The organism is Parabacteroides sp. AF27-14 (assembly GCF_003635425.1).
Classification (GTDB): Bacteria; Bacteroidota; Bacteroidia; order Bacteroidales; family Tannerellaceae; genus Parabacteroides; species Parabacteroides distasonis.
Genome location: NZ_QTLZ01000013.1, coordinates 49,764 through 74,477 on the forward strand (window position 1 = coordinate 49,764; position 24,714 = coordinate 74,477).

The 24,714-nt window shown below is 45.2% G+C and carries 13 protein-coding genes, 1 pseudogene and 2 riboswitches; of the genes and pseudogenes, 9 read left to right on the forward strand and 5 right to left on the reverse strand.

Features of this window, described 5'->3' with window-relative positions; genetic code table 11:
• Positions 1–104 precede the first annotated feature (104 nt).
• The 8 genes from accC to DWY79_RS14010 all read left to right on the forward strand — a co-directional run bounded on the left by accC (position 105) and on the right by DWY79_RS14010 (position 13,713).
• The gene (gene accC, locus DWY79_RS13975; RefSeq protein ID WP_008777846.1) at positions 105–1,616 is read left to right on the forward strand and encodes an acetyl-CoA carboxylase biotin carboxylase subunit; all 1,512 of its coding nucleotides are present in this window, start codon (positions 105–107) and stop codon (positions 1,614–1,616) included.
• Between the two features lie 12 nt (positions 1,617–1,628).
• Entirely contained in the window at positions 1,629–2,153 is a 525-nt protein-coding gene (locus DWY79_RS13980; protein WP_005859628.1) for a biotin/lipoyl-containing protein, read from the forward strand.
• A complete protein-coding gene (locus tag DWY79_RS13985; RefSeq protein WP_005859626.1) occupies positions 2,146–3,678 on the forward strand; it encodes an acyl-CoA carboxylase subunit beta in 1,533 nt (510 codons plus the stop codon). The genes DWY79_RS13980 and DWY79_RS13985 overlap by 8 nt, the downstream gene beginning before the upstream one ends.
• Before the next feature lie 157 nt (positions 3,679–3,835).
• Positions 3,836–4,037, forward strand: a riboswitch (cobalamin riboswitch).
• A 299-nt stretch (positions 4,038–4,336) separates the two neighbouring features.
• A complete protein-coding gene (locus DWY79_RS13990; RefSeq protein ID WP_005859616.1) occupies positions 4,337–6,019 on the forward strand; it encodes a putative transporter in 1,683 nt (560 codons plus the stop codon).
• Positions 6,020–6,128: 109 nt separating this feature from the next.
• Positions 6,129–6,334, forward strand: a riboswitch (cobalamin riboswitch).
• A 37-nt stretch (positions 6,335–6,371) separates the two neighbouring features.
• On the forward strand, positions 6,372–8,375 hold the full coding sequence (locus tag DWY79_RS13995) for a TonB-dependent siderophore receptor (RefSeq protein WP_034526476.1): 2,004 nt from the start codon (positions 6,372–6,374) through the stop codon (positions 8,373–8,375).
• A 20-nt stretch (positions 8,376–8,395) separates the two neighbouring features.
• Positions 8,396–9,760: a DUF5074 domain-containing protein gene (locus DWY79_RS14000; RefSeq protein WP_005859612.1), complete on the forward strand. Its 1,365-nt coding sequence runs from the start codon at positions 8,396–8,398 to the stop codon at positions 9,758–9,760.
• Positions 9,760–10,878, forward strand: coding sequence for an ABC transporter substrate-binding protein (locus tag DWY79_RS14005; protein WP_122369524.1), 1,119 nt, complete (start codon positions 9,760–9,762; stop codon positions 10,876–10,878). The genes DWY79_RS14000 and DWY79_RS14005 overlap by 1 nt, the downstream gene beginning before the upstream one ends.
• A gap of 63 nt (positions 10,879–10,941) precedes the next feature.
• Complete coding sequence (locus DWY79_RS14010) at positions 10,942–13,713, forward strand: FAD-binding and (Fe-S)-binding domain-containing protein (RefSeq protein ID WP_122369525.1); 2,772 nt, start codon at positions 10,942–10,944, stop codon at positions 13,711–13,713.
• Between the two features lie 98 nt (positions 13,714–13,811).
• Here the strand turns inward: DWY79_RS14010 and DWY79_RS14015 are convergent, their stop codons facing one another.
• From DWY79_RS14015 to carB, 3 genes are all read right to left on the reverse strand, one after another.
• A complete protein-coding gene (locus DWY79_RS14015) occupies positions 13,812–15,188 on the reverse strand; it encodes an NAD(P)/FAD-dependent oxidoreductase (RefSeq protein WP_008772856.1) in 1,377 nt (458 codons plus the stop codon).
• Between the two features lie 202 nt (positions 15,189–15,390).
• Entirely contained in the window at positions 15,391–17,451 is a 2,061-nt protein-coding gene (locus DWY79_RS14020; RefSeq protein ID WP_008779156.1) for a transcriptional regulator, read from the reverse strand.
• 77 nt (positions 17,452–17,528) lie between these two features.
• The gene (gene carB, locus DWY79_RS14025; RefSeq protein WP_005859594.1) at positions 17,529–20,747 is read right to left on the reverse strand and encodes a carbamoyl-phosphate synthase (glutamine-hydrolyzing) large subunit; all 3,219 of its coding nucleotides are present in this window, start codon (positions 20,745–20,747) and stop codon (positions 17,529–17,531) included.
• 318 nt (positions 20,748–21,065) lie between these two features.
• Between carB and DWY79_RS14030 the strand changes: the two genes are divergently transcribed.
• A complete protein-coding gene (locus DWY79_RS14030) occupies positions 21,066–22,784 on the forward strand; it encodes an ATP-binding protein (RefSeq protein ID WP_122369526.1) in 1,719 nt (572 codons plus the stop codon).
• 120 nt (positions 22,785–22,904) lie between these two features.
• Here the strand turns inward: DWY79_RS14030 and DWY79_RS14035 are convergent.
• Together DWY79_RS14035 and DWY79_RS14040 are read right to left on the reverse strand one after the other, a co-directional pair.
• Positions 22,905–23,265: pseudogene (locus DWY79_RS14035) on the reverse strand (DUF6078 family protein).
• A gap of 74 nt (positions 23,266–23,339) precedes the next feature.
• Entirely contained in the window at positions 23,340–24,686 is a 1,347-nt protein-coding gene (locus DWY79_RS14040) for a family 10 glycosylhydrolase (protein WP_008772850.1), read from the reverse strand.
• Positions 24,687–24,714: the final 28 nt, after the last annotated feature.

Consider the following 24,714-nt stretch of genomic DNA (forward strand, 5'->3'; position numbering starts at 1 on the left):
CATTCATTAAAGGCTGTTTTTGCTCGAGGGATTAGGAAAGCAGTACGAAAAGAATAAGAATCAATAGTTAATGATTTATGGAGAATTTATGTCCTCGTGGCGACATGATCCGTAAAGTGCTTGTTGCGAATCGAGGTGAGATCGCTATCCGTGTGATGCGCTCATGTAAGGAGATGGGGATTCGCACTGTTGCCGTATATTCGGAGACCGATCGTACCGCTCGGCATGTAATGTATGCGGATGAGGCAGCCTTGATAGGCCCGGCGGCTTCCAAGGAAAGTTATTTGAATATAGACAATCTGATCGCTGCGGCGAAACGGCACCATGCCGATGCGATACATCCCGGTTATGGTTTCTTGTCGGAGAACGCGGACTTCGCACGCCGTTGTAAGCAAGAAGGATTGATATTTATCGGTCCGTCAGCGGAGACGATGGAAGCGATGGGAGATAAGATCGCCGCACGCAAACGCATGATCGCCGCAGAGGTTCCTGTGGTTCCCGGTACGGAGCAACCGTTGCAAAGTGCGGAAGAAGCGCTTCGGGTTTGCGAAGAAATTGGTTTCCCTGTTATGCTGAAAGCTTCTATGGGAGGTGGAGGAAAAGGGATGCGCCTGATACATGAGAAGGGCGAGGTTGTCGAGGCTTATCATACGGCTCGTTCAGAATCGTTGTCCTCATTTGGTGATGATACGGTATATATAGAGAAATTCGTAGAGGAGCCGCATCATATAGAATTCCAGATATTGGGAGATAACCATGGTAATGTCATTCATCTATTTGACCGGGAATGTTCGGTTCAACGTCGTAACCAGAAAATAGTAGAGGAAAGCCCGTCTCCATTCCTAACAGCGGACTTACGTAAAGAAATGGGGGAAAAGGCTGTGGCTGCGGCTAAAGCGGTTCATTATTCCGGAGCGGGAACGATAGAGTTCCTTGTAGATAAGGACCGCCATTTTTATTTTTTGGAAATGAATACCCGGCTACAAGTAGAGCATCCTATCACGGAAGAAGTGGTAGGGGTGGATTTGGTAAAGGAACAAATCCGTATCGCCAATAATGAGGTTTTGCATCTTCGTCAAGAAGATCTTTTCCAACGAGGACATGCCATCGAGTGCCGGATCTGTGCGGAGGATACGGAAAATAATTTCATGCCTTCCCCGGGTATTATCCGGCAATTAACGGAACCGAATGGTATCGGGGTACGTATCGATAGCTATGTATATGAAGGGTATGAGATTCCGGTCTATTATGACCCTATGATCGGTAAATTAATCGTATGGGCAACGACACGTGCGTATGCGATCGAGCGTATGCGCCGGGTTCTATATGAATATAAAATCACGGGCTTAAAGACGAACCTCAGTTATTTGAAACGTATCATGCATAATCCTGATTTCGTGAAAGGGGAATATAATACATTATTTATCGCTAAGAATGCCCGGATGCTACAACGGTCTAACGGTAATAACGAGGAAATCGAGAATATCGCCATGATCGCCGCTTATATGGATTATTTGATGAATTTAGAGGAAAATACTTCTACCCAATTGGTGGATACACGTCCTATCAGCCGTTGGCGGGAGTTTGGTTTACAAAAAGGTGTCTTACGGATTTAACGGGTATTGGTTATGGAAATACATATCGGAAATCGTGTGGCCGATGTGACATTGGTCAGTAAAGAAGGGAATAAAGTCCGGCTTTCTATCGACGGGAAGCCGTATGATGTGGATATCGTGATGACGGAGAACGGCAGTTGTTCTGTCTTGCACGATGGGAACTCATTTAACGCGGAGATCATCTCCGGAGAAGATCATCGGAGTTATGACGTGAATATGTTCTACCGTTCCTATCATGTGGATATCGTAGATACCCAAAAGAAATATTTGCGTATGCGTAAAAGTGCGGAAGAGAAGCAAGATGACAAGATTGTCGCCCCGATGCCGGGTAAAGTCGTGAAAATACCTGTGCGGAAAGGAGATCGCTTGGAAACGGGGGATACCGTGGTCGTACTTGAGGCGATGAAGATGCAGAGTAACTATAAGGTAAGCTCAGCATGCGTGGTAAAAGATATATTGGTATCCGAGGGAGATTCCGTTGATAACAATCAAGTGCTTATGACTTTAGACCTATTAAAAGATGATTCATATGAATAACGAGCAATTATATAAAGATTTTGAGGCTTTGAATAAAGAGGCCTCGTTGGGAGGAGGATTGAATCGCATTGAGAAACAACATGCTTGCGGGCGTATGACCGCCCGTGAACGAATCGAGATGCTGTTGGATAAAGGGACTTTCAATGAGCTGGATAAATTCGTGGTGCATCGGTGTACAAACTTCGGGATGGATAAGAATAAGATTCCCGGTGATGGAATGGTAAGTGGTTATGGAAAGATCGATGGTCGTTTGGTATTTGTTTACGCTTATGATTTTACCGCATACGGTGGGACCTTGAGTGCCACGAATGCCGCTAAGATCGTGAAAGTGCAACAATTAGCCTTAAAGAACGGAGCGCCGATCATCGCCTTGAATGACTCGGGGGGTGCCCGGATTCAAGAAGGGGTGAATAGCTTGGCTGGTTATGCTTCTATCTTTTACCAAAATACGATGGCCTCGGGAGTCGTTCCCCAATTATCGGCTATTTTGGGGCCTTGTGCGGGGGGCGCTTGTTATTCCCCGGCTTTGACCGATTTTATTTTTATGGTCAAAGAGCAAAGTCATATGTTTATCACGGGGCCGGATGTCGTAAAGGCGGTGACTCACGAGGTGATCGATAAGGAAGAGCTGGGCGGGGCGCAGGTACATAGCGGAAAAAGCGGGGTCGCACATTTTGTGTGTGATACGGAAGAGGAGACTTTGATGAGTATCCGGGAACTTCTGAGTTTCCTGCCTTCTAATAATATGGAAGACGCTCCAGTTATAGCTTGTGCTGACGATGTGCGTCGGGTAGAAGAGTCGTTGCAGCATGTGATTCCGGAAGATCCTAATGTCCCTTATGACATCAAGGATATTATAGAGCCGATAGTGGATAATCATTACTTTTTCGAGGTTATGCCTCATTTCGCTCGCAATATTGTAGTGGGATTCGCTCGTTTGGGAGGCCGTACCATAGGTATCGTAGGGAACCAACCTGCCTTTTTAGCGGGAGTCTTGGATATCGATGCTTCTGATAAGGCCGCACGTTTCATTCGCTTCTGCGATTGCTTCAATATTCCATTGATCACGTTCGAGGATGTGCCGGGCTTCTTGCCGGGCTGTACGCAAGAACATGCGGGAATTATACGCCACGGGGCAAAAATTGTCTACGCTTATGCGGAGGCCACGGTTCCCAAAATCACGTTGATTACCCGGAAGGCTTACGGGGGAGCCTATATCGTAATGGCAAGTAAGCCTACCGGTGCCGATATAAACTTGGCATATCCGATGGCTGAGATTGCGGTGATGGGGGCTGAAGGTGCCGTGAATATATTATACCGGAAAGCCAACGATGAGGAGAAGAAACAAGCAATTCGTGAATACACCGAGAAATTCTCAAATCCTTACCGGGCAGCCGAGCAAGGATTTATAGATGAAGTCATACAACCTAGAGACACACGTTTTAAATTGATTCAGGCGTTGGAAATGGCGAAAAATAAGAGCCAGAGTAATCCTCCTAAAAAACATGGAAATATTCCCTTGTAGTAATTATTATTTAAGGAAAATCAAAGCCTCTTCCTGTCGGGAGGATAGCTTAGAGGTTAAAAGATCCCGGTTCAATTGTTTTGTCCCGGGATTTTTTTATTTGGATAATAAAAGTAAACAAAAAAGCGAAAAGATATGATATATACGGAAAACATGCTATCTTTGTTCCCGAATCGGTTCCGCATATACCATTCGGGTATGTGGATTAAAAGGGAATCGGGTGTAAATCCCGGACAGTCCCGCTGCTGTGAAGCTCCGAAGAACATCTTGAAACAACACTATCGCCACTGGTTCTAGCGACCGGGAAGGCCTCAAGATGGGAGTCAGTCAGAAGACCTGCCATTCATTAAAGGCTGTTTTTGCTCGAGGGATTAGGAAAGCAGTACGAAAAGATAAGCAATATCTTAAAAGGAACAAAGACGTATGAAAAGGATCTGTTCGCACTGTCGTGCGACATTTGAATGGCCGGTAACCCTTTTGCCGGAAGAGGAAAGTTTGTCTAAATTATCAGCATAAGAAATAGAAAATATATTAGTAAATGTTGTTAGAATGGATGCCAGATTAAACTGGGATACTAAATGTTCAATATGTGTATCTCTGCCGAAGTGATTCGCCAGAGGTACTTTTTTATCTTAAATTAATATATACATGAATAGATATGGAATGGATTAATGAATTGTTATGGGGAGAAGGGGTAGGGCATTCTATCCTTTTGTTATCCGTTGTGATCGCTCTGGGGATCCAGCTTGGTAAACTGAAGCTATTCGGTATCTCTTTAGGGATTACCATGGTACTGTTTGTCGGGATCTTTCTCGGGCATTTCGGTTTTACGGCGAATCCGTCGGTCGTTCATTTTTTTAGAGAGTTTGGTTTGATCTTATTTGTTTACTCGGTAGGTATGCAAGTAGGCCCCGGATTTTTCTCTTCGTTTCGAAAGGGAGGGATCACGTTGAATATGCTTGCTTGCGGTATTGTTTTTCTAGGGGTGATTACTGCCTTGATTATACATTATATTACAGGCATTCCTATACCGACAATGGTAGGTATCTTATCCGGAGCAGTGACGAATACACCGGGATTGGGCGCTGCTCAACAGGCTTATTCAGATATGACGGGGATCTCGGATGAAACGATCGCTTTAGGATATGCGGTTGCCTATCCGTTAGGTGTGATCGGCATTATCTTGTCGATGATTTTTATCCGTTATGTTTTCCGTATCTCTTTTGCGAAGGAGACGGAACAATTGGAAGAAGAGACGGATACGGAATCGGGAGGAGAGGCTGTACCTATCTCTTTGGTGGTGAAGAATCCGGCGATTTTTGGTCGTAGCGTAAGTGAGCTATCTAAATTGTTGGAACACCGTGAATTTGTTATTTCCCGTATTTTACGTAACGATACGAATCGGATAGAGATCGTGGCGGGGAACACGGTATTGAATGGGGATGATAAGATTTTTGTTATTACCGCAGAGCATGACGTGGAGGCGATAAAGACTTTTATCGGTCAAGAAATACAGATGGATCGTAAGCAATGGATTCCGGCGGAAAGCCAGTTTATCAGCCGGCGTATTTTGGTTACCCGGTCTGAAATCAACGGTAAGCAATTAGGGGCTTTGCAGTTACGCCGTTTACATGGAATTAACGTGACTCGGATCAATCGTGCGGGGCTGGAGTTGGTAGCTACTCCTAATCTGGTCTTGCAAATAGGCGACCGGGTGACAGTGGTCGGTAGTGAATTGGCGGTGGAGAAAGTTGCCGAGACGCTGGGTAATTCAATGAAACGCTTGAATGAACCTAATTTGGTGACTATTTTTGTTGGTATAGTTTTGGGTATTATCGTGGGAAGTCTTCCTATTAGTTTTCCGGGTATTCCTCAACCGGTGAAATTAGGATTAGCGGGAGGTCCGTTGATCGTTGCGATATTGATAAGCCGGTTCGGTTATCGTTATAAATTGGTTACTTATACCACGCAAAGTTCTAATTTACTATTGAGGGAATTAGGAATCACGTTGTTTCTCGCCTGCGTGGGATTGAGTGCGGGTGAAGGTTTTGTCGATACGATAGTCAATAAGGGTGGTGTAGCTTGGATCGGTTATGGTTTTATAATAACGTTATTGCCTCTACTGATTATCGGTTGTGTGGGAAGGTATTTTTATAAACTGAATTATTTTACGTTGATGGGATTGATTGCGGGAAGTACGACCGATCCTCCTGCGTTAGCCTATTCCAATATGGCGGCAGGAAATGATGCGCCGGCGGTTGGATATGCGACGGTTTATCCATTGACCATGTTTTTGCGTGTGTTGACCGCACAGTTAATGATATTATTCTTTTATACATAGAATAAATATTTTGTTGTTAGTAATGTTTAGAAAAGTGTAAACTCCCTAGCCTTCCGCCGAAGTGATTCGCCGGGGGGCTTTTTTGTTGCTAATCAAAAAGTAAACATGTATCTTTGCGGCCAATCAAGGTGTAGATGTTATCGATTCCGATAATAATCAGTAAAAGGGAATCCGGTGCGAGTCCGGAGCTGTACCCGTAGCTGTAAGTCCTTGGAGCCCCGGCAAATCTTGTTGCCACTGCCTATCGGATAGGCGGGAAGGTAGCCGACAGAGGGTGGACGAGCCAGAAAACCTGCCATGATTTTGTTATGCGACGTTTCGGGTGAAGACGTTGGTAAATCTAAATGTTGCTATGCGAGATTTATATCTTATAAGATGCCTATGCGTTTTTAGCGCATGGTTATTCTCTTTGGGTGTCGCTTACGGTCAACAGATCGATACGACGGCCTATCACGAGCTTTCCGGGGTGGAAGTGGTGGAGAAGGTACGTCCGTCGGTCACCCGTGAAGGTACGCCTTTGCAAATTATGGACCGGGCGGGAATCGATCGCTTGGGAGTACAAGACCTATCCGAGGCCGTGAAACGCTTCTCGGGAGTTACGGTACAGGATTATGGGGGGATCGGAGGATTGAAAACGGTCTCGGTACGTAGCTTGGGGGCGAAGCATACCGCCGTCAGTTACGATGGGGTGACGATTACGGACGCGCAAAGCGGGCAAGTCGATATCAGCCGTTTCTCGTTGGATAATGTGGAGATGGTTTCCTTGTCAATCGGGCAGTCGGATGACATTTTCCAAACGGCAAGGGTGTATGCTTCGGCAGGCGCCTTGAATATACAAACCGGAAAGCCCACGTTTAAAGACAAATCGTTTCATACTTATCTTAAGGTTAAGGGAGGTTCCTTCGGGCTTTTTAATCCTGTGCTGCATTATGATCAAAAATTAGGAAAGCGTTGGAGCGCATCCTTACATGGTGATTTCGTGCGTGCGGATGGACAATATCCCTATACATTAATTAATGGGGAATTGGAAACGAGAGAGAAGCGAAGAAATAGCGATATCCATTCTTTCCATTTGGAAGGTAATCTATTCGGCGATTTTGGAAGGGGAGGCGAACTTTCCTTTAAGGCGTACTATTTTGATTCGGAGCGGGGGCTTCCCGGTTCTGTTAATTTATATAACAAGAACACTTCTGAACGATTATGGGATAATAACTTTTTCGTGCAATCGGGGTATAAGAATGTTCTTAATGAGAAATTTACGCTACGGGCCATGGCTAAGTATAATTATGCTTTTACTCGTTATTTAGATATAAATGATAAATATGCTGCGGGCGAACAAGTCGATTTGAATACACAGAATGAGTATTATGGCTCTGTAGGTTTGCTGTATACTCCTATAAAGTATGTATCGGCGACGTTGACTACGGATTTAACTCGCTCTATGCTGGACAATAATTTTGTGAACGGCCCTAATCCAAAGCGAATGGCCTCTCAATCAGTACTAGCGGTGCAATATAAGAACAGTCGATTCACGGCTACCGCTAGTTTATTGGGAACATATATCACTGATAAAGTGGAGCAAGGGGAAAAACCGGATGATAAGAGGCGTTTATCCCCGGCTGTAAGTTTGTCTTGGCGGCCATTCTCGGAAAGTACTTTGCGGATACGTGCCTCTTACAAAGATATATTCCGGGTTCCTACATTTACGGACTTGTATTACCTCCGTATGGGAAATACAAATTTGAAACCGGAAGAAACTTCCCAATATAATGTAGGGGTAACATGGAGTTCTTCCTGTGGGGATTGGCTGCGGCATTTCAGTATTTCGGCGGATGGATATTATAATACGGTGAAAGATAAGATCGTGGCTTTACCTACCATGTATGTTTGGAAGATGATGAATATGGGCGAAGTGGATATTAAAGGGGTAGATGTAAATTTATCTACACAATTCCGATTGCCCTTACGAATGAGCTTGCTTTTGGCTTCCACTTATTCTTTTCAATACGCGGTTGATGTGACAGATCCGGAAGCTAAGAATTATAAGGATCAGATTCCTTATACACCTCGTCATTCTGGCACGGTTTCCGTAACCTTGGAAAATCCATGGGTAAATGTCTCTTATATACTGACTGCGGTTGGTGATCGTTATGCATTGCCGCAAAATATAGATCGGAACAGGATTGATTCTTATATAGAACAGAGTATTTCTATAAATCGAGATTTTCGTTTTCGATATTTCGGTTTGCGTTTGCAAGGTGAATTGTTAAATCTTGCGAACGTGAATTATGATGTTATTCAGTATTATCCCATGCCGGGCCGTTCTTGGCGTTTAAGTATTTGTTTATCCTATTAGTAAACTATAAAAGTAAAGTAATGAAAAAGAAGAATTTAGTTTGTGTCTCTGCCTTGTGTGCATTGATGTCTTTCTCGTTTGTCAGCTGTGATGATGACAATGAGCCTTCACTGAACATACCAAATGTATCTGTAACTAATGTCAGTTTTACGGATGAGAATCCGGAAGCTTTAAAAGTTAGCGGAACCTTAAATTGGACAGCTCCGTCTTCTGTTGACAATGTAACAAAGTACGTGATTTATGGTTCCTCTGATGGAACCGCTAAAGATATGAAAATTGCGGAGGTAGAAGTTGGAACACATTCATATGCTATTACGGATGTCGTAAATATAGGCTATTTATTAGTTATAGCCGCAAATGCGGAAGGTGAGTCTTCTGTTTATGCTTCCGTAAGAGTTATTGATTTTGTGAAGGATAGTTCTTTCATGGCTTTATATTTCTTGAATTCGGGCAATATGGGAAATAACAACTCTTCTTTATATATGTACGACATAGAAAAGGATGAGGTTGTCCCCGATTATTTCTTGGCTCAAAATGGCAGGGGGCTGGGAGATACGGCACAGGATATGATCGTGTATGGCGATAAGATGTATATCGCGGTATATGGAGAGTCTACGATAGAAGTGACAGATCTGAAGGCAAAATCCATTAAGCAAGTCAAGACAGAGGGGCAGCCCCGTTATATGGTATCAGAGGGTGGAAAAGTCTATATTAGCTATTATAATGGATATGTCGCTCGTTTGGATACCGCATCCTTGGAGGTTGAGGCGAAAGTAAAGGTCGGACGGAATCCGGAACAATTGGCGGTATCTTCTAATAAATTGTTTGTCTCAAACTCCGGAGGTATGGATTACAGTACCGAGGTTGGGTATGATAAAACGGTATCAGTGGTTGATCTGTCTACTTTTACAGAGATAAAGAAGTTGGATGTAGTATTGAATCCCACACGGATACAGGCGGATGAGCAAGGAAATGTATATGTGGTTTCTATGGGTAACTATGCGGATATACCCAATACGGTACAAAAGATAAATACGGAGACTTATGAGGTTACTTCCCTTACGAATTGTCCAAACGCAACGGAGATGGCCTATGAGGATGGCAAGCTATTTCTGTTCTATGCGCAATGGGGAATGTCTAGCCCTGCATTTTTAACATTTGATACAAAGAGCCAATCTGCGGGAACGAGCTTTATTACAGATGGAACCTCAATACAATCCCCTTATTCAATCAGTGCCGTGGGTGGAAATGTCTATGTCGCAGAGTCTGATTATAAGAATAATGGCGATATCTATTGTTTCGGAGGTGACGGTAAATTGTTCAAGAAGTTTGAGGCCGGTTTAAATCCCATGAAAGTAGTCCTCGCTCAAAAAGATAATATCTAATGCGATTACTGATTCTCTTAGGGTTCGCTTTCTGGATGGTGGCATGTACGCCATCCGGAAAGCAAACTTCTTCCAAGGAAGCTCTTTCCTCTGATAGTATTCAATATGCCCAAGGTTTCACGGTTCAGCGCTTTGATACCTATATAATGGTGGAAGTTCGTGATCCGTGGGATAGCACCCGTCTGCTTCAACGCTATTTATTGGTAGACCGGACAAAGTCGGTTCCCGGCGGATTACCCAAAGGGACGATCGTGAAGGTCCCGGTAAAAGATATTGTGATTTATACTTCTGTCCATGCGGCTATTATTGATCAACTGCACGAAACCGATAAGGTTATAGGCGTTTGTGAGCCTCGTTATATGGATACTCCTGCCATACAAGAGGGTATACAGGCCGGAAGAATCGCTGATTTAGGTGAGGCTACCTCTCCGAATATAGAGAAAATGATAGAGATCGGCGCGGAACTCGTGATAGCTTCCCCATTCCAGAACAGTAGTTATGGGCCTGTCGAGAAGATAGGGATACCCATTATCGAAGGAGCCGACTATATGGAGGCATTTCCTTTGGGGCGTACGGAGTGGATTCGCTTTTATGGTTTGCTATTCGGAAAGGAAGGGATGGCCGATTCTATATTTAAAGAAACAGAGCAAGCCTATTTGTCTCTAAAGGACTTAACCGCAAATATAGATAATCGTCCTACTGTTTTGTCGGAGAAAAAGTTCGGCTCTTCGTGGTATGTACCATCCGGAGATAGTTATATGGCTCATCTTATCGAGGACGCCGGAGCTGATTATATGTTTAAGGATTTACCGGGTGCCGGAAGTACCCCCTTAGCGTTTGAGACCGTGTTTGATAAAGCGATCCATGCGGATATTTGGCTTGTTAAATATAATCAGTCTTCTGAGATGACCTATAACGATTTACGCTCCGAATATACTCCTTACGAGAATTTCGACGCTTTTAAAAAAAAACGGATTTATACCTGTAATACAGGTGCAGTTCCTTATTACGAGGAATTCCCTATACATCCGGAATATTTATTGAAAGATTTAATCTGGATTTTCCATCCGGAGCTAGTATTCGGGTATTCTCCCCGTTATTTTAGAGAAATGCCCTGATTGTCTTAAAGGTTTCATATCTTTGTTGAAATGTCGTTTCTAGACAAATAAAGGTATTAGACTATGAAGATAAAAAAGGTATATGCTGATGCTTTAACTACATTAGCGAAGGGAACAGATGCCGGGATTTACAGGTTGAATCCCAAACGAGTTGAAATCGTGAGTCGTGAGCAAGATGTAAAACGTGTTCTTGCTGAATGTGAGAAGACTGGTAAATCTGTAACCTTTAAAGCTGGGGGGACCTCTTTATCCGGCCAGACTATTACAGATTCTGTATTGATGGAAATCAGTCCTGACTATGGAAAGGTTAAGATTTCAGGAGATGGGAGTTTGGCTAAATTCCCTTGTGGTATAACTGGAGAAGAGGCGAACCGCTGGTTGAAACCTTATGGCCGTAAGCTAGGGCCTAGCCCTGCCTCCATCAAATCCGCACGTATCGGCGGGATCGTAGCGAATAACTCGAGTGGTTCTAGCTATGGTATTATCCATAACTCCTATAATACGGTCCGGGATATGGAGATTATCTTTGCGGATGGAGCCTTTTTGGATACTTCTTCGTTAGCGAGTCGCAGGGATTTCATGCAAACGCATATAGGCTTATTGGAGAAGTTGATGAATTTCCGTTTGGAGATCTTGTTGAATCCAGACATGGAAGACCGGATTCTATCTAAATATGAGTTGAAGAATACATGCGGTTATGGAATGAACTCTTTCTTGGATTATACCGATCCATACGATATACTCATGCATTTAATGGTTGGCTCGGAAGGAACCTTAGGGTTTATTTCTTCGGTTACTTTCGAGACAGTCCCCGATGAGGCTTTAAAAGCTTCCGCCTTGATTTATTTCCCCTCTTTGATGGAGGCGTGCAGAGCCATAGCCCCGTTACGCCAATGCAAAGTGTCCGCCGCCGAGTTGATGGATAGAAACGCCTTACATGCGGTAGAGGATGAACCGGGGATGCCGGAGATATTACATTCTTTACCCGAGGATGCGGTAGCGTTGCTGATCGACACGTCTTCTAATTCGGAAGAAGAACTTCAAATCCAATTCCGGGATATAGAGGAGCGGCTAGCAGATATACAGACCTTATATCCGGTATCATTTACGACCGATCCGAAGCTTTACGCTACTTATTGGCGGGTACGAAACGGTTTATTTACTTCCGCTGCGGGAAGACGGCCACGGGGTACGGTATCTATTATTGAAGATATCGCTTTCCGGGAAGAGGTTTTAGGAGAGGCTTTGGAACAAGTGCGTGGGGTCTTGTCGGATTATGGATACGGAAATGCGGTGATGTGGGGACATTTATTGGATGGAAACGTTCATTTCACGATTTTTCCGGATATAAACGCACAGGAAGGTATCGATCATTACGCTTCTTTTATGCGTAGCCTTGTAGATGTGGTACTTTACTACGACGGTAGCTTGAAAGCGGAGCATGGCACGGGACGAAATATGGCTCCATTTGTTAAAGATGAATGGGGTGAGGAGATTTATGAGTTGATGTGGAAGATCAAAAGGCTCTTTGACCCGGAAAATATATTAAATCCGGGTGTCCTTTTAAATCGGGACCCGGATGTGTTTATAAAGAACTTAAAGCAAATACCGTTGGCGAATGAGCTGATCGATAAATGCATCGAGTGTGGTTTTTGTGAGATACAATGTCCGTCAAGGCATGTGACATTGACACCCCGGCAACGTATCGTGATCTATAGGGAATTATCGGCTTTGGCGGAACAGGGGGAAACAAACTCTAAGCGATATAAAGAACTCAAGAAAGCCTTTAACTATAAAGGTAACGCTACCTGCGCTACCGATGGCCTATGTGCTACGGCATGTCCGGTTGGCATTAATACCGGTTTATTGATCAAAGAGTTACGGTGGAAAGAGAATGGTGCCTTGGCGAATGCTATCGCTTCGGGCATCGCCGGGAATATGGGAACCGTAACGGGTATGCTTCGTCCTTTGCTTAAGCTGCCCCATGTGTTTTCAAAGCTGGTGGGATATAACGCATTCGAGAGATTTACCTCTTTCTTGTTTAGGGCTTCCGCTCATAAATTCCCGCTTTGGACTCGGCATACACCTTCTGGCGCGTCAAAGTTCAAGGAACTGACGGGTGTAGAGAATGGGATGGAAATGGTTTATTTCCCGTCTTGTATTACCCGCACGATGGGAGCTTCAGCTGATTATGAAGATGTGGATTTTGTAAGTGTAACGGAACAAACAATCGCTTTATTGACAAGAGCGGACTTTACGATTCGTTATCCTGAGAATCTAAGTAAGCTTTGTTGCGGCATGGCTTTTAGCAGTAAAGGGTTCCGGAAGCAAGCGGCGCAGAAGGCAAAGGAATTGAATGAGGCTCTTTTACGAGCGAGCGATAACGGCCGCTTGCCTATTTTGTGTGACATGAGCCCTTGCTTGCTGCATATGAGGGAAACCTTGGATAAACGTTTACGATTATATGAACCTGTGGAGTTTATCTATGACTTTATGCGTGATCGTCTGAACTTTACTAAGTTGCCGGTTACGGTAGCGGTACACTCTACTTGTAGTACAACGAAGATGGGAGTACAAGACAAGCTGGTGGAACTGGCGGGCTTATGTGCGAACCGGGTGGTCTCTCCCGCTCAAGTTACTTGTTGCGGTTGGGCGGGCGATCGTGGTTTCTTCTATCCGGAACTAAACGCTTCCGGTCTTCATTACTTGAAACCGAACTTGCATGGGGCGACGGAAGGATATAGCAATAGCCGTACGTGCGAGATCGGTTTGACGATGAATAGTGGGATATCCTATAAATCGATCGTCTATTTAGTGGAAAAGGCTACTCGTTAAAAATCAAAAACCCCGGTTTCGTACAACTGAAACCCGGGGCTTTGTAGTTTGGCATTCGAAATTATAGGGAGTTTTATTTCATAGATTCTTTATTCATATTATGCGTAACCGTTAAGCATTCCGTTGAAATACATCGGTTTTAAAATATATACCTTTAAGATCCAAGCAAGCCATTGCTCTTTTGATGTATCGATCATCGAGAATGGGAATGAAATGTCGGGTTTCTTTTCGTAGTCAAACTCACAAAGCAACACATGGCCGTAATCCGTGACGATCGGGCAAGCGGCATAACCGTTGTATTTCTCGGTCGGCTCTTTGCCTTCCATGAGCGCGATCAGGTTCTTGGCGGCGATAGGTACTTGCTTACGGATAGCGGCAGATGTTTTACTGGTCGGGATACCGGCTACATCACCCAGAGAAACGATGTTCTGGTATTTCTTATGTACCAAGGTCTCTTTATCGACCATTACCCATGCGTCCGCGGCCAATTTACCTTCTGTCCAACCTAATCCGGCATCACGAACGAAATCGGGAGCGGACATAGGCGGGGTGAAGTGTAAGAAATCGTAATCCTCTACGAACGGCGTTACGATCTTTTCTTCGCCTTTTGTCTCTATCTTCTCAAAATGTACTTGCTTCGCGGATGTGTCTACACCTTTTACACGTACATTCAAGTTAATAGGTATGTTACGTTCATTATATATTTCTAGCAAGCGAGGTGTGAAATACGGGATATCGTATAGTTCCTTCGAAGCGGTAAAATAATTCAATTGCAGCTTGTCGCGTGTCCCTTGTTTCCTTGCGTAATGCTCGGATAATAAACAGATCTTTTTGGGGGCGCCGCCACATTTATGTTTTGTATAGGTATCGGTATAAATACCTTTGCCTCCTTTTTTCGCGAATTCTTGAAGAGCTTTCCATGTCTTTTGGGCTCCTTCGAAATCGTAAATAGAGTTTGCGTTTCCTTGTCCCAAGGTATCGTGGGTAATACCCTCTACTTTTTCCCAGTTACATTGTAATCCCGGGGTCAGTACTAAAAAGTCGTATGGAATCTTTCCGTTACTTTTGGTCGTTACTTGATTCCATACGGGATCAACCGCGGCGACCGAGTCCTTTATCCATTTTATACCGCTAGGCATACAATCCTCTTGCTTCTTCCAAACATCTTCCGGTTGGTACACACCTGAGGCGATCAGAGTGAATCCCGGTTGATAAAACTGACGATCGCTGGGGTCAATCAGGGTGATATCCGGTTCATCAAGCCAATGTTTTAATCGGGCAGCCATACTGATACCAGCGGCTCCTCCACCGATAATAACGATTTTACCTTTTGCGCTGCTTGAAAAAGCGTTTGCTTTTCCGGTATTAACTCCCGCGATCAGTCCTGTCGCCGCTAATAACTTAAAGAAATGTCGTCTGTCGACACCTTTCTTTTCTAGCGCATCTAATTGTTTCTCCAGTTCGTGTTTCATCATGTCGAAAGAATTTAAGATTTTATTCGCCGGCAAAGGAAACATAATAAATTACGGTAGCCATGAAAATGACTACTACACGACTTGCGCAAATGATTTTTTTATTGGATAAGACTACTACAAGACTTTCTCAATCTCTTTCTATGTGCGTTTAATATGCTGTTATGTAGAATATTATATATTAAGCATATTCTAGAAAATATTTTTAGTAGTTCATTAAGAAATCGACAAGATTCGTATCCCCATCAAGGGCTAATCGCTTTCTTAAGCGGTATCTTCTTAGCTCGATAGCCCGTACGGATACATTCATTAACGATGCGATCTCCTTCGTGGAAAGGTTCATGCGGAGTAAGCAACAAATACGCAAATCGCCTGCCGTTATATCTGCGTATTGCTGGCGTAAACGATCCATGAAATTCTGGTGGGCGCTATTGAAATAGGTCTCGAACTGCACCCAATCCGCTTGATCGTTCAAGGTAGATTCGATCAAGGAACGTAAACGGGTATATAACTTATTGGGGTATCGGTCACCCAATGTCTCTTTCTGCTTATCCAGTTCTTCCAACAAAGCTTGGATTGCCTCGTTTCTTTTTACCAAAGCTGTTGTCTGGAGAGTAAGCTCATTGTTTTTGTTTTGCAACTCCGTTTCCAGCATCTCGCTTTTCATTTGTTGAAGCCTTTGCAGTTCGGCTTGTCGCTCTGCCTCCAGCTTTTCTTGTTCTTTTTTCCGCAAATTCCTTAAATGGTACCGAAGTCCTTCTTGAATGGCGAACCATATCAAAGCGACGTAGATCAAATAGGCCCATACGGTATTATACCAAGGAGGGCGCACCGTGATTTGCATCGTGATCTCGGGAAACGGCCCACGGGTTACATATTTACGTACCCTTAGCTCATAAGTTCCTTCCGGAAGTTGTAAGAAGGTAATTTTGCCGTCTTTCTGCCAAGAAGACCAATCGGCGGATACCCCTTCCAGCTTATAACTGATTTGGTGATTAGGGGTGAATACCGTTGTTCCGATGTATAGCGAGAGTTCTTGGAAGTTATGGGGCAGGTCGATTCTTTGCGTGTCCGGATATAAATAATGTGTACCTTCTTGATCTTGATACTCGATGCGCATAAACCGTGGCATCGTCAATCCTCCTAGGCTTCCCTCTATTAATTGACGAGTGTTGATTAATAGGGTTCCTTGCATGGCAGATACCAAATCAAGAGAATCATTCAAGGGGATGATCCGTTTGCCATTGGTTACCAGATTCAGATCGTAATTATCGAATAGGATCCGGCATTTTAAAGTTCCTGTACCGTTTTCCCGATGGAAGAGTCCGGCCTCATTCTGGATCGTGAGCCAATACAAATTGTCTGGAACCGGGTAAATACTTTCTGCGTTGGCGAATACGCTCAATACGTCTTTATTCTTAAATAAAGAGCTTACCGATAAATGATTATCGGTCGTATCCGGATGGATATATGAACGTCCGATCTCATCGGATATCGGGGTAAACTTATCACCAAACATCAGGCTCCGGCTGAAGTAGCCGACATTGGTCCGGATATAGAGGCGGTTATCCTCTTTTACAGCGTCTTCCAACTTTCCGATCTGGCTTCTTTTACCTAACATGGCGATGGGAGGATTGATATCTATTTGGGAGATACCATTATCCAAGGCGACCCAGATTAAATTATTATCCTGTACGCAGATGGAGCGTACGATATTATCTTGTAACTGATTATTGATGTTGAGATGTTGAAAGATCTCCCCTTCGTCGTTGGTGATATAAATACCGGACGTAGATGTTCCCGTGAAATTGAGACCTCCGGCGCTAGCGAAGGAAGTTGGGTGCTTCTCCTCGATTTCTTTCGGGATCGTGTAATTCGTCTCGGGATCATCGAAATTTATATATGACGGGAGCGTATCGATCGGATGGTATTCCAGATTCCCGAGTTTGTCGTATAGCCAATAGCCTAACGATGATTTGCCTTGGGTATAGATAGAATCGTTCTGGAAAGATACTTTATAAATAGGGGTTTTATCCGGTAATGGATATGTGTTCCATGTATTCCCGTCAAAAGTAACCAGACCGGAATTATTAGCTACATATAAGATGCCATGATAGGAAACCGCTAAATCCCAATTTTGGCAACTAGCCTTGTAATCGTCTACGGAATAATTTTGTACGAGGATAGAGGGAGCGACCACAGACGCACGCAAGGCGAAAACCGCCAGTATAGATAATAATATGATAAAAGGTAGCCGTCTGTACATGGTCTTTAAACTATAGAGACAAGGCATAAAGCCTTGTCTCTTTCTATTACACGCATGCAAATATAATCAAATTTTGATTATTTGTACTCCTGCCAGCTCTTAATCTGAATATCTTCTACGTTCATATTGCAGAAAGCGTCGATAAAGGCGCTGGCCAGACGGGCGTTCGTGATCAATGGAATGTTATGATCGATCGCCGCACGGCGGATCTTATAGCCATTGGTCAACTCACGTTTGCTATGATCTTTCGGGATATTTACTACCAATTCGAAAGCGTGATTGCTGAACATATCCATGATGTTCAAATCACCTTCCTCATCCGGCCAGCAAACGGCGGTTGCCTTGATTCCATTATCGTTCAGGAACTTGGCGGTTCCGTGCGTACCATAGATCGTGTAACCCTTGGCATCCAGCATCCGGCAAGGCTCCAATAAATCGACCTTGCTCTTAGCTGCGCCGGAAGAAACTAAAATGTTCTTCTTAGGAATACTGTTGCCTACGGCGATCATGGCGGAAAGCAAAGCCTCGTTGAAATCGTCGCCGATACAACCTACCTCGCCGGTGGAGCTCATGTCCACACCTAATACGGGGTCTGCCTTGTGCAAACGGGCGAATGAGAACTGGGAAGCCTTGATACCGATCCAGTCGATATCGAACGCGCTCTTATCCGGTTTCGTATACGGAGCGTCCAGCATGATGCGGGTAGCCGTCTCGATAAAGTTGCGTTTCAATACTTTAGATACAAACGGGAAACTACGTGAGGCACGTAAGTTACATTCGATTACTTTCACGAAGTTATTCTTCGCCAAGAACTGGATATTGAACGGACCGCTGATGTTTAACTCCTTCGCGATCATCTTGCTTACTTTCTTGATACGACGGGCTGTCTCGAAGTAAATCTTCTGAGCCGGGAACACCAAGGTAGCGTCACCGGAGTGAACACCGGCGAACTCGATATGCTCGGAGATCGCGTACTCAACCACCTCGCCATTCATAGCGACAGCGTCGAACTCGATCTCTTTCGTTCCTTGCATAAACTCGGATACGACCACCGGATATTCCTTGGAAACCTTAGCGGCCAAATCCAAGAACTCGATCATCTGCTCTTTCGTATGGCAAACGTTCATCGCCGCACCGGACAATACGTAAGACGGACGGATCAAGATCGGGAAACCTACTTTCTCGATAAACGCGTCGATCTCTTCCATGCTGGTAAGCTCTGCCCAACGAGGTTGGTCGATACCTAGCGAATCCAACATCGCGGAGAATTTATGACGGTTCTCGGCACGGTCGATTGATAGCGGGGAAGTACCCAATACCGGAACATTCTGGCGGTAGAGTTTCATCGCCAAGTTGTTCGGGATCTGTCCACCTACGGAGACGATCACGCCCTTCGGCAATTCCAGATCGATCACGTCTAGCACGCGCTCGAATGAAAGCTCGTCGAAGTAAAGACGGTCGCACATATCGTAGTCGGTAGATACGGTCTCCGGGTTATAGTTGATCATGATCGATTTATAACCTAGCTTACGAGCGGTCTGGGCGGCATTCACCGAACACCAGTCGAACTCAACGGACGAGCCGATACGGTAAGCTCCGGACCCCAAGATAATCACGCTCTTCTCATTCGGGTAGTAGGTGATATCGTGCGGCGTACCGTCGTAAGTCATATATAGATAGTTGGTCAATTCCGGATGTTCGGAAGCGATCGTGTTGATACGTTTCACGGTAGGGAGAATGCCCATTTTCTTACGCAAGTTGCGTACGCGGATATTCTCTTTCTCCATATTGCCTTCCGGGCTCTCTACGTAACGAGCGATCTGGAAGTCCGAGAAACCAAGGCGTTTCGCCTCTTTCAATACATCCTCCGGAAGATCCTCGATCTTGTTGTAACCTTTCAATACGTTGGCGTAATCCACGATATTCTTCAAGCCCTCCAAGAACCAGCGTGTGATCTTTGACAACTCATGGATCTTGTCTACGCTATATCCCTGTTCCAAGGCTTGTGCCACGGCGAAGATACGCAAGTCGGTAGGGTTCGCCAACTCCTCGTCCAAGTTATCGAAATGGATATCGTTGTTACCTACGAAACCATGCATTCCTTGTCCGATCATACGAAGCCCCTTCTGCATGATTTCCTCGAAGCTCTTACCGATCGACATGATCTCGCCGACGGATTTCATGCTGGAACCGATCTGGCGGCTGACACCCACGAACTTCGTCAAGTCCCAACGCGGGATCTTCACGATCATATAATCTACCTCCGGCGCTTTGTACGCGGAGTTCGGAGTACCCATCTCGCCGATCTCGTCCAATCCGTAGCCCAACGCCAACTTAGCGGCGACGAAAGCCAATGGATAACCGCTGGCCTTGGATGCCAAGGCGGAAGAACGGCTCAAGCGAGCGTTCACCTCGATCACACGGTAATCGCAAGTCTCGGAGTTGAAAGCGTATTGGATATTACATTCACCCACGATACCTAAGTGGCGGATCGTCTTGGTAGAAAGTTCTTTCAATAAATCTAATTCTTTCTCGGTCAAGGAGCAAGTCGGAGCTACTACGATACTCTCGCCGGTGTGTACGCCTAGCGGGTCTACGTTCTCCATGCTCACTACCGTGAAGCAATGGTCGTTCTTGTCGCGGATCACCTCGAACTCGATCTCTTTCCAACCCTTCAAAGATTCCTCGACCAAGATCTGGGATGAGTAAGCGAAAGCGCTTTCCGCCAAGGTGCGAAGCTCGGCCTCGTCCTTGCAGATACCACTGCCCATACCACCTAATGCGTAAGCGGAACGGATCATTACGGGGAAACCGATCTTATAAGCGGCAGCCACGGCGTCGTCCATGCTTTCTACGGCTTGGCTGATCGGGGTCTTCACTTCTATCTCGTTCAGTTTCTTAACAAATAGGTCACGGTCCTCGGTGTACATGATAGCCTCAACGGATGTACCCAATACTTTCACGCCATATTTAGCCAACGTACCGCTGGTGTAAAGTTGAGTACCGCAGTTCAAAGCGGTCTGCCCGCCAAACGCCAATAGGATTCCGTCCGGTTGTTCTTTTTTGATAACTTCCTCCACGAAGTAAGGAGTGATAGGCAAGAAATATACCTTATCGGCTACTCCCTCGGATGTTTGGATAGTCGCGATATTCGGATTTAGCAATACGGTACTGATCCCTTCTTCTTTCAGAGCCTTTAACGCTTGCGAACCAGAGTAGTCAAACTCCCCGGCCTGTCCGATCTTCAGGGCACCCGAGCCCAGAACAATCACCTTTTTGATATCACTTTTCGACATAGTAATTTGGGTTGTTTTGTTTATTATAATGATTTTAGAATATTATACCTTTATATTATATCACCGGACCGATGGACACAAAAAAAATGCGTTAGTAAAAGTAACCAACGCATCTTATATAACCAAATTATAATCCCGTAAAATAGAGAAAAGAGCCTCAACCTCCGACATATAACCGGAATAGAACTTCGGATTATCCTTATGTGTCTTGTTTGTCATCTGCTCTCTCTTCAAAATTTCGGCAAAGATAGGGCTTTTGTTTGAAAGAACAAGTTATTTTCTTAAATTTGTAGTATTGTATCAGAAAAAAGAAAGCTTATGGCACGAATAACGATTCCTTATGCGGTAGCGGATTTTGTAGAGATGCGGGAACGCGATTTCTACTATGTGGACAAGACCGATTTCATTCCGGGCTTGGAAGACTATAAGGCTCCAGTCTTCTTGCGTCCCCGTCGTTTCGGGAAAAGCCTGTTTATCTCTACCTTGGCTTGTTACTACGACCGTACCAAGGCCGACCGGTTCGAGGAACTGTTCGGCGGGACTTGGATCGGGGAGCACCCGACGGAGGAGCATAATCGTTATATGATCGTGCGCTATGATTTCTCAGCCATGGTTATGGCTGATGATATGGAGGGGCTGGAGCGTAACTTCAATCGCTTGAACTGTTCTCCGGTGGAAATTATGGTGACGCATAACCGTGACGTGTTCAAGGATTTTCAATTCTCTAGCCGTGATGATGCTTCCCAGATGCTTGAGGAGGTCTTGGGATACGTTCGCGAGCACGGCCTCCCTAAGGTTTATATATTGGTCGATGAGTACGATAATTTCACGAATCAACTGCTGACGGCCTATAAAGATCCGCTGTACGAGCAAGTGACCACGAGGGACAGTTTCTTGCGTACCTTTTTCAAAGTCATAAAGAAAGGTATCGGCGAGGGGAGTGTGCGTACTTGCTTTTGTGCGGGAGTTCTTCCCGTCACGATGGATGATTTGACCAGCGGGTATAATATAGCGGAGATCTTGACCTTGCATCCGAGGTTTCTGGATATGCTTGGTTTTACGTATGAGGAAGCGAGCGCTTATCTGGGATACGTGTTGAAGAAGTATGGCACGGGGCAGGACTCTTTTGAGGAACTTTGGCAACTGATCGTGAACAACTATGACGGCTATCGCTTCCGTCCCGGTGCGGAGCCTTTATTCAATTCCACGATCTTGACCTATTTCTTTAAGAACTTCGCCACGATGGATGGTATGATCCCGAGTGAGCTGGTGGATGAGAACCTGCGTACGGATATCGGTTGGATTCGTCGCTTGACCCTCTCGCAAGAGAACTCCAAGGAGATGCTGGATGCGTTGGTGATTGATGACGAGTTATCCTATAACGTTTCCGACCTGTCGAGCAAGTTCAACAAGAGGAAATTCTTCGACAAGAACTTCTATCCGGTCAGCCTCTTTTATCTGGGTATGACCACGCTGCGGAATAATTACCGCATGGTGCTACCCAACCTTACGATGCGCAGCATCTACATGGACTATTACAACGAGATGAATCATATAGAGGGAAACGCCCAACGCTATGTGCCTACTTACGAGCGTTTCACGGAAGAGCGTCGTTTCGAGCCGCTGGTACAAAACTACTTCGAGCAATACCTCGGGCAGTTCCCGGCGCAGGTGTTCGACAAGATCAACGAGAATTTCATCCGTTGCTCCTTCTTCGAGCTTTGTTCCCGTTACCTGAGCAGCTACTATACGTTCGCCATCGAGCAGAACAATTCGGCGGGCCGTTCGGATTTCGAGATGACCGGTATCCCCGGTACGGACTATTACAAGGATGACCGGTTGGTGGAATTCAAGTATTTCAAGGCGAAGGAGGCGGAGCGCATGCTGGCGCTCAGCGATCCCCGTCCCGAGGACGTGGCGCAAGTACTCGCCTACGCCAAGGATACCAAGGAGAAGTTCCCGTACTACCATGTCCGTTCCTACATTGTATATATCTGTGCCAACAAAGGATGGAAATGCTGGGAGGTGACTCCGTGATATCAATCCAATTGCTTTATTAATAGTACTTTGTGGTGCCAATGATGTGCCATGCTATTGGCACGTTCGTAACATGGGTAGTGGCACAAGCCTCTCTTCCTTGGTTTACCAGTCGTACTCCTAGAAATAAGCGTCGAAACCTTTTGGCTCTTTTACCCCACAGCGTTTGAGCGCATTCAATACGACCTGTTGCTCGGAGGGTGAGAGCGGCCTTTCTCCCTTGCGGACACGGTAGTAAGTACGCCGGCTGAAGTGCCTCATGAGTCCCGGGATAACGGAGAGCATCTGTTTGTGCGGCAAGCTCTCCAATAGGCTTACGAATCCCGCGGCATAGCGTACTTTCTTGTTCGGACGGTAATAAGGGCAAGTTCCCTTCAATGAGGCGAGGTGTCTCGGGCTGATGATCTGCCAATAGGCCGTCTCGTCGGGCTTTATTAAGTATTCTTGTTAAAGGTGATTGTTTGTTTCGGCGTTCTGGAATAGGGGTGTTTACGCGTGCGGCCTACCTCATGAATTTACGAGGTAGGCCGCGTAAAAATAGCTATTATCAAGTACTTATTTAACCGTAACATTCCATCCGGAAAGAATACCTCCGTAGAAGTAAAAGTCTACGCAGAATGTTTTTCCTGTGTTTAGCTCTTTGACCTCGTAGTATTTCGTGGCACCTTTTTCGTTCACCAATTTATAATCGGCGATATTCGGAATAGGCACGTTGGCGAGCTCCTTGATCTTTGCGTTTATCATGTTCAAGATATCCATGTTCTCGAAAGGATTCGTTACTTTGGTACTCTTGGATAAAGCCGGATTCACCCCATTGTTCTCGGCACGAACCGCACGAACACTATCCGCATAAGCCTTGAACATCGCACGGCTTTCCGGAGTGCGTAAAGCGGATACGGTAAAGATAGAGATTCCTTCCGCCCCATGATTTAGCGCGGCGTCCATGCTGGCTTGCATATCGTCTGAAACCATTAAGCCGCAGTAAAGCGTAGTTTTCGGGTTCTTATCCCGAACATCCTCTATCATACAGTCTGAGATAAAACTAATATCTTCCGTGTAGAAGTTATGGTATACCATGGGGAAGACAATGTCCAGATTCCATTTACCCCAGTCTTGACGAACCATTTTGGACGCCATCTTGGGGGTTGGGAAAGGAGAGGCTGCCATTTTCTTTCCATAGGAGTGAACCACGTCGGCGATCATATTGGCAACCTCGGTAATCTGGTCACAACGGAATTGAAGCCATTTCTCGTCTTGCGAGGGATCTTCCTGTTCTCTTGGATCATATCCGTAAGCGGCCTTGAACTTCTCGATCATAGCCGGGTGATAGCCAAAATCCCATTGCGGATATTCTTGATCTTGCACGATACCGTATTTCGGCCAAAGGGTAGTCGGCAGGATAACGTCCACGAAACGGTGGTAATCGATAGCGATACCGTTCAAACCCTCTACCTCGCAGTAAGCCTCTATTTTCTTCTTGATAAACTCCCGTACCTCGGGTAAGGCAGGGCACATAAATTTGTAGTAATCCACGTAAGCGGTCGTATCGGCCAAGCTTTGTCCGTTACGGTTTACGCTGAACCATTCGGGATGTTCTTTTAAGATAGCGTCTCGGTCATGTTCCAGATTCATCGTCCATAACCAAGCGTAGACCTCTATCCCATGTTTCTGGGCGATGGGAATAGCGGCCCGATAATCATCCGGAGTAGGGGCGTTTAGCATGACACCGTCTATCCCCGCCTCATTCATGATCGTGCAGATGGAGTCGAAATTCATTCCGGGCTGGTAATCCAACCAAGTCCAGAACATCGGATAAGCATCTTTCGTATCATTTTTCGGGGAACTGCAAGCACCTACGCAGCAAGCTACCAGAAGCAATACTAAATAATTTATGTGTCTCATAAGTTTAATGAATTTGATTAACGATTTA

Coding starts and splice junctions, on each gene's coding strand:
- accC (WP_008777846.1), top strand. CDS start 105: ATGATCCGTAAAGTGCTTGTTGCGAATCGAGGTGAGATCGCTATCCGT.
- DWY79_RS13980 (WP_005859628.1), top strand. CDS start 1,629: ATGGAAATACATATCGGAAATCGTGTGGCCGATGTGACATTGGTCAGT.
- DWY79_RS13985 (WP_005859626.1), top strand. CDS start 2,146: ATGAATAACGAGCAATTATATAAAGATTTTGAGGCTTTGAATAAAGAG.
- DWY79_RS13990 (WP_005859616.1), top strand. CDS start 4,337: ATGGAATGGATTAATGAATTGTTATGGGGAGAAGGGGTAGGGCATTCT.
- DWY79_RS13995 (WP_034526476.1), top strand. CDS start 6,372: ATGCGAGATTTATATCTTATAAGATGCCTATGCGTTTTTAGCGCATGG.
- DWY79_RS14000 (WP_005859612.1), top strand. CDS start 8,396: ATGAAAAAGAAGAATTTAGTTTGTGTCTCTGCCTTGTGTGCATTGATG.
- DWY79_RS14005 (WP_122369524.1), top strand. CDS start 9,760: ATGCGATTACTGATTCTCTTAGGGTTCGCTTTCTGGATGGTGGCATGT.
- DWY79_RS14010 (WP_122369525.1), top strand. CDS start 10,942: ATGAAGATAAAAAAGGTATATGCTGATGCTTTAACTACATTAGCGAAG.
- DWY79_RS14015 (WP_008772856.1), bottom strand. CDS start 15,188: ATGATGAAACACGAACTGGAGAAACAATTAGATGCGCTAGAAAAGAAA.
- DWY79_RS14020 (WP_008779156.1), bottom strand. CDS start 17,451: ATGTACAGACGGCTACCTTTTATCATATTATTATCTATACTGGCGGTT.
- carB (WP_005859594.1), bottom strand. CDS start 20,747: ATGTCGAAAAGTGATATCAAAAAGGTGATTGTTCTGGGCTCGGGTGCC.
- DWY79_RS14030 (WP_122369526.1), top strand. CDS start 21,066: ATGGCACGAATAACGATTCCTTATGCGGTAGCGGATTTTGTAGAGATG.
- DWY79_RS14040 (WP_008772850.1), bottom strand. CDS start 24,686: ATGAGACACATAAATTATTTAGTATTGCTTCTGGTAGCTTGCTGCGTA.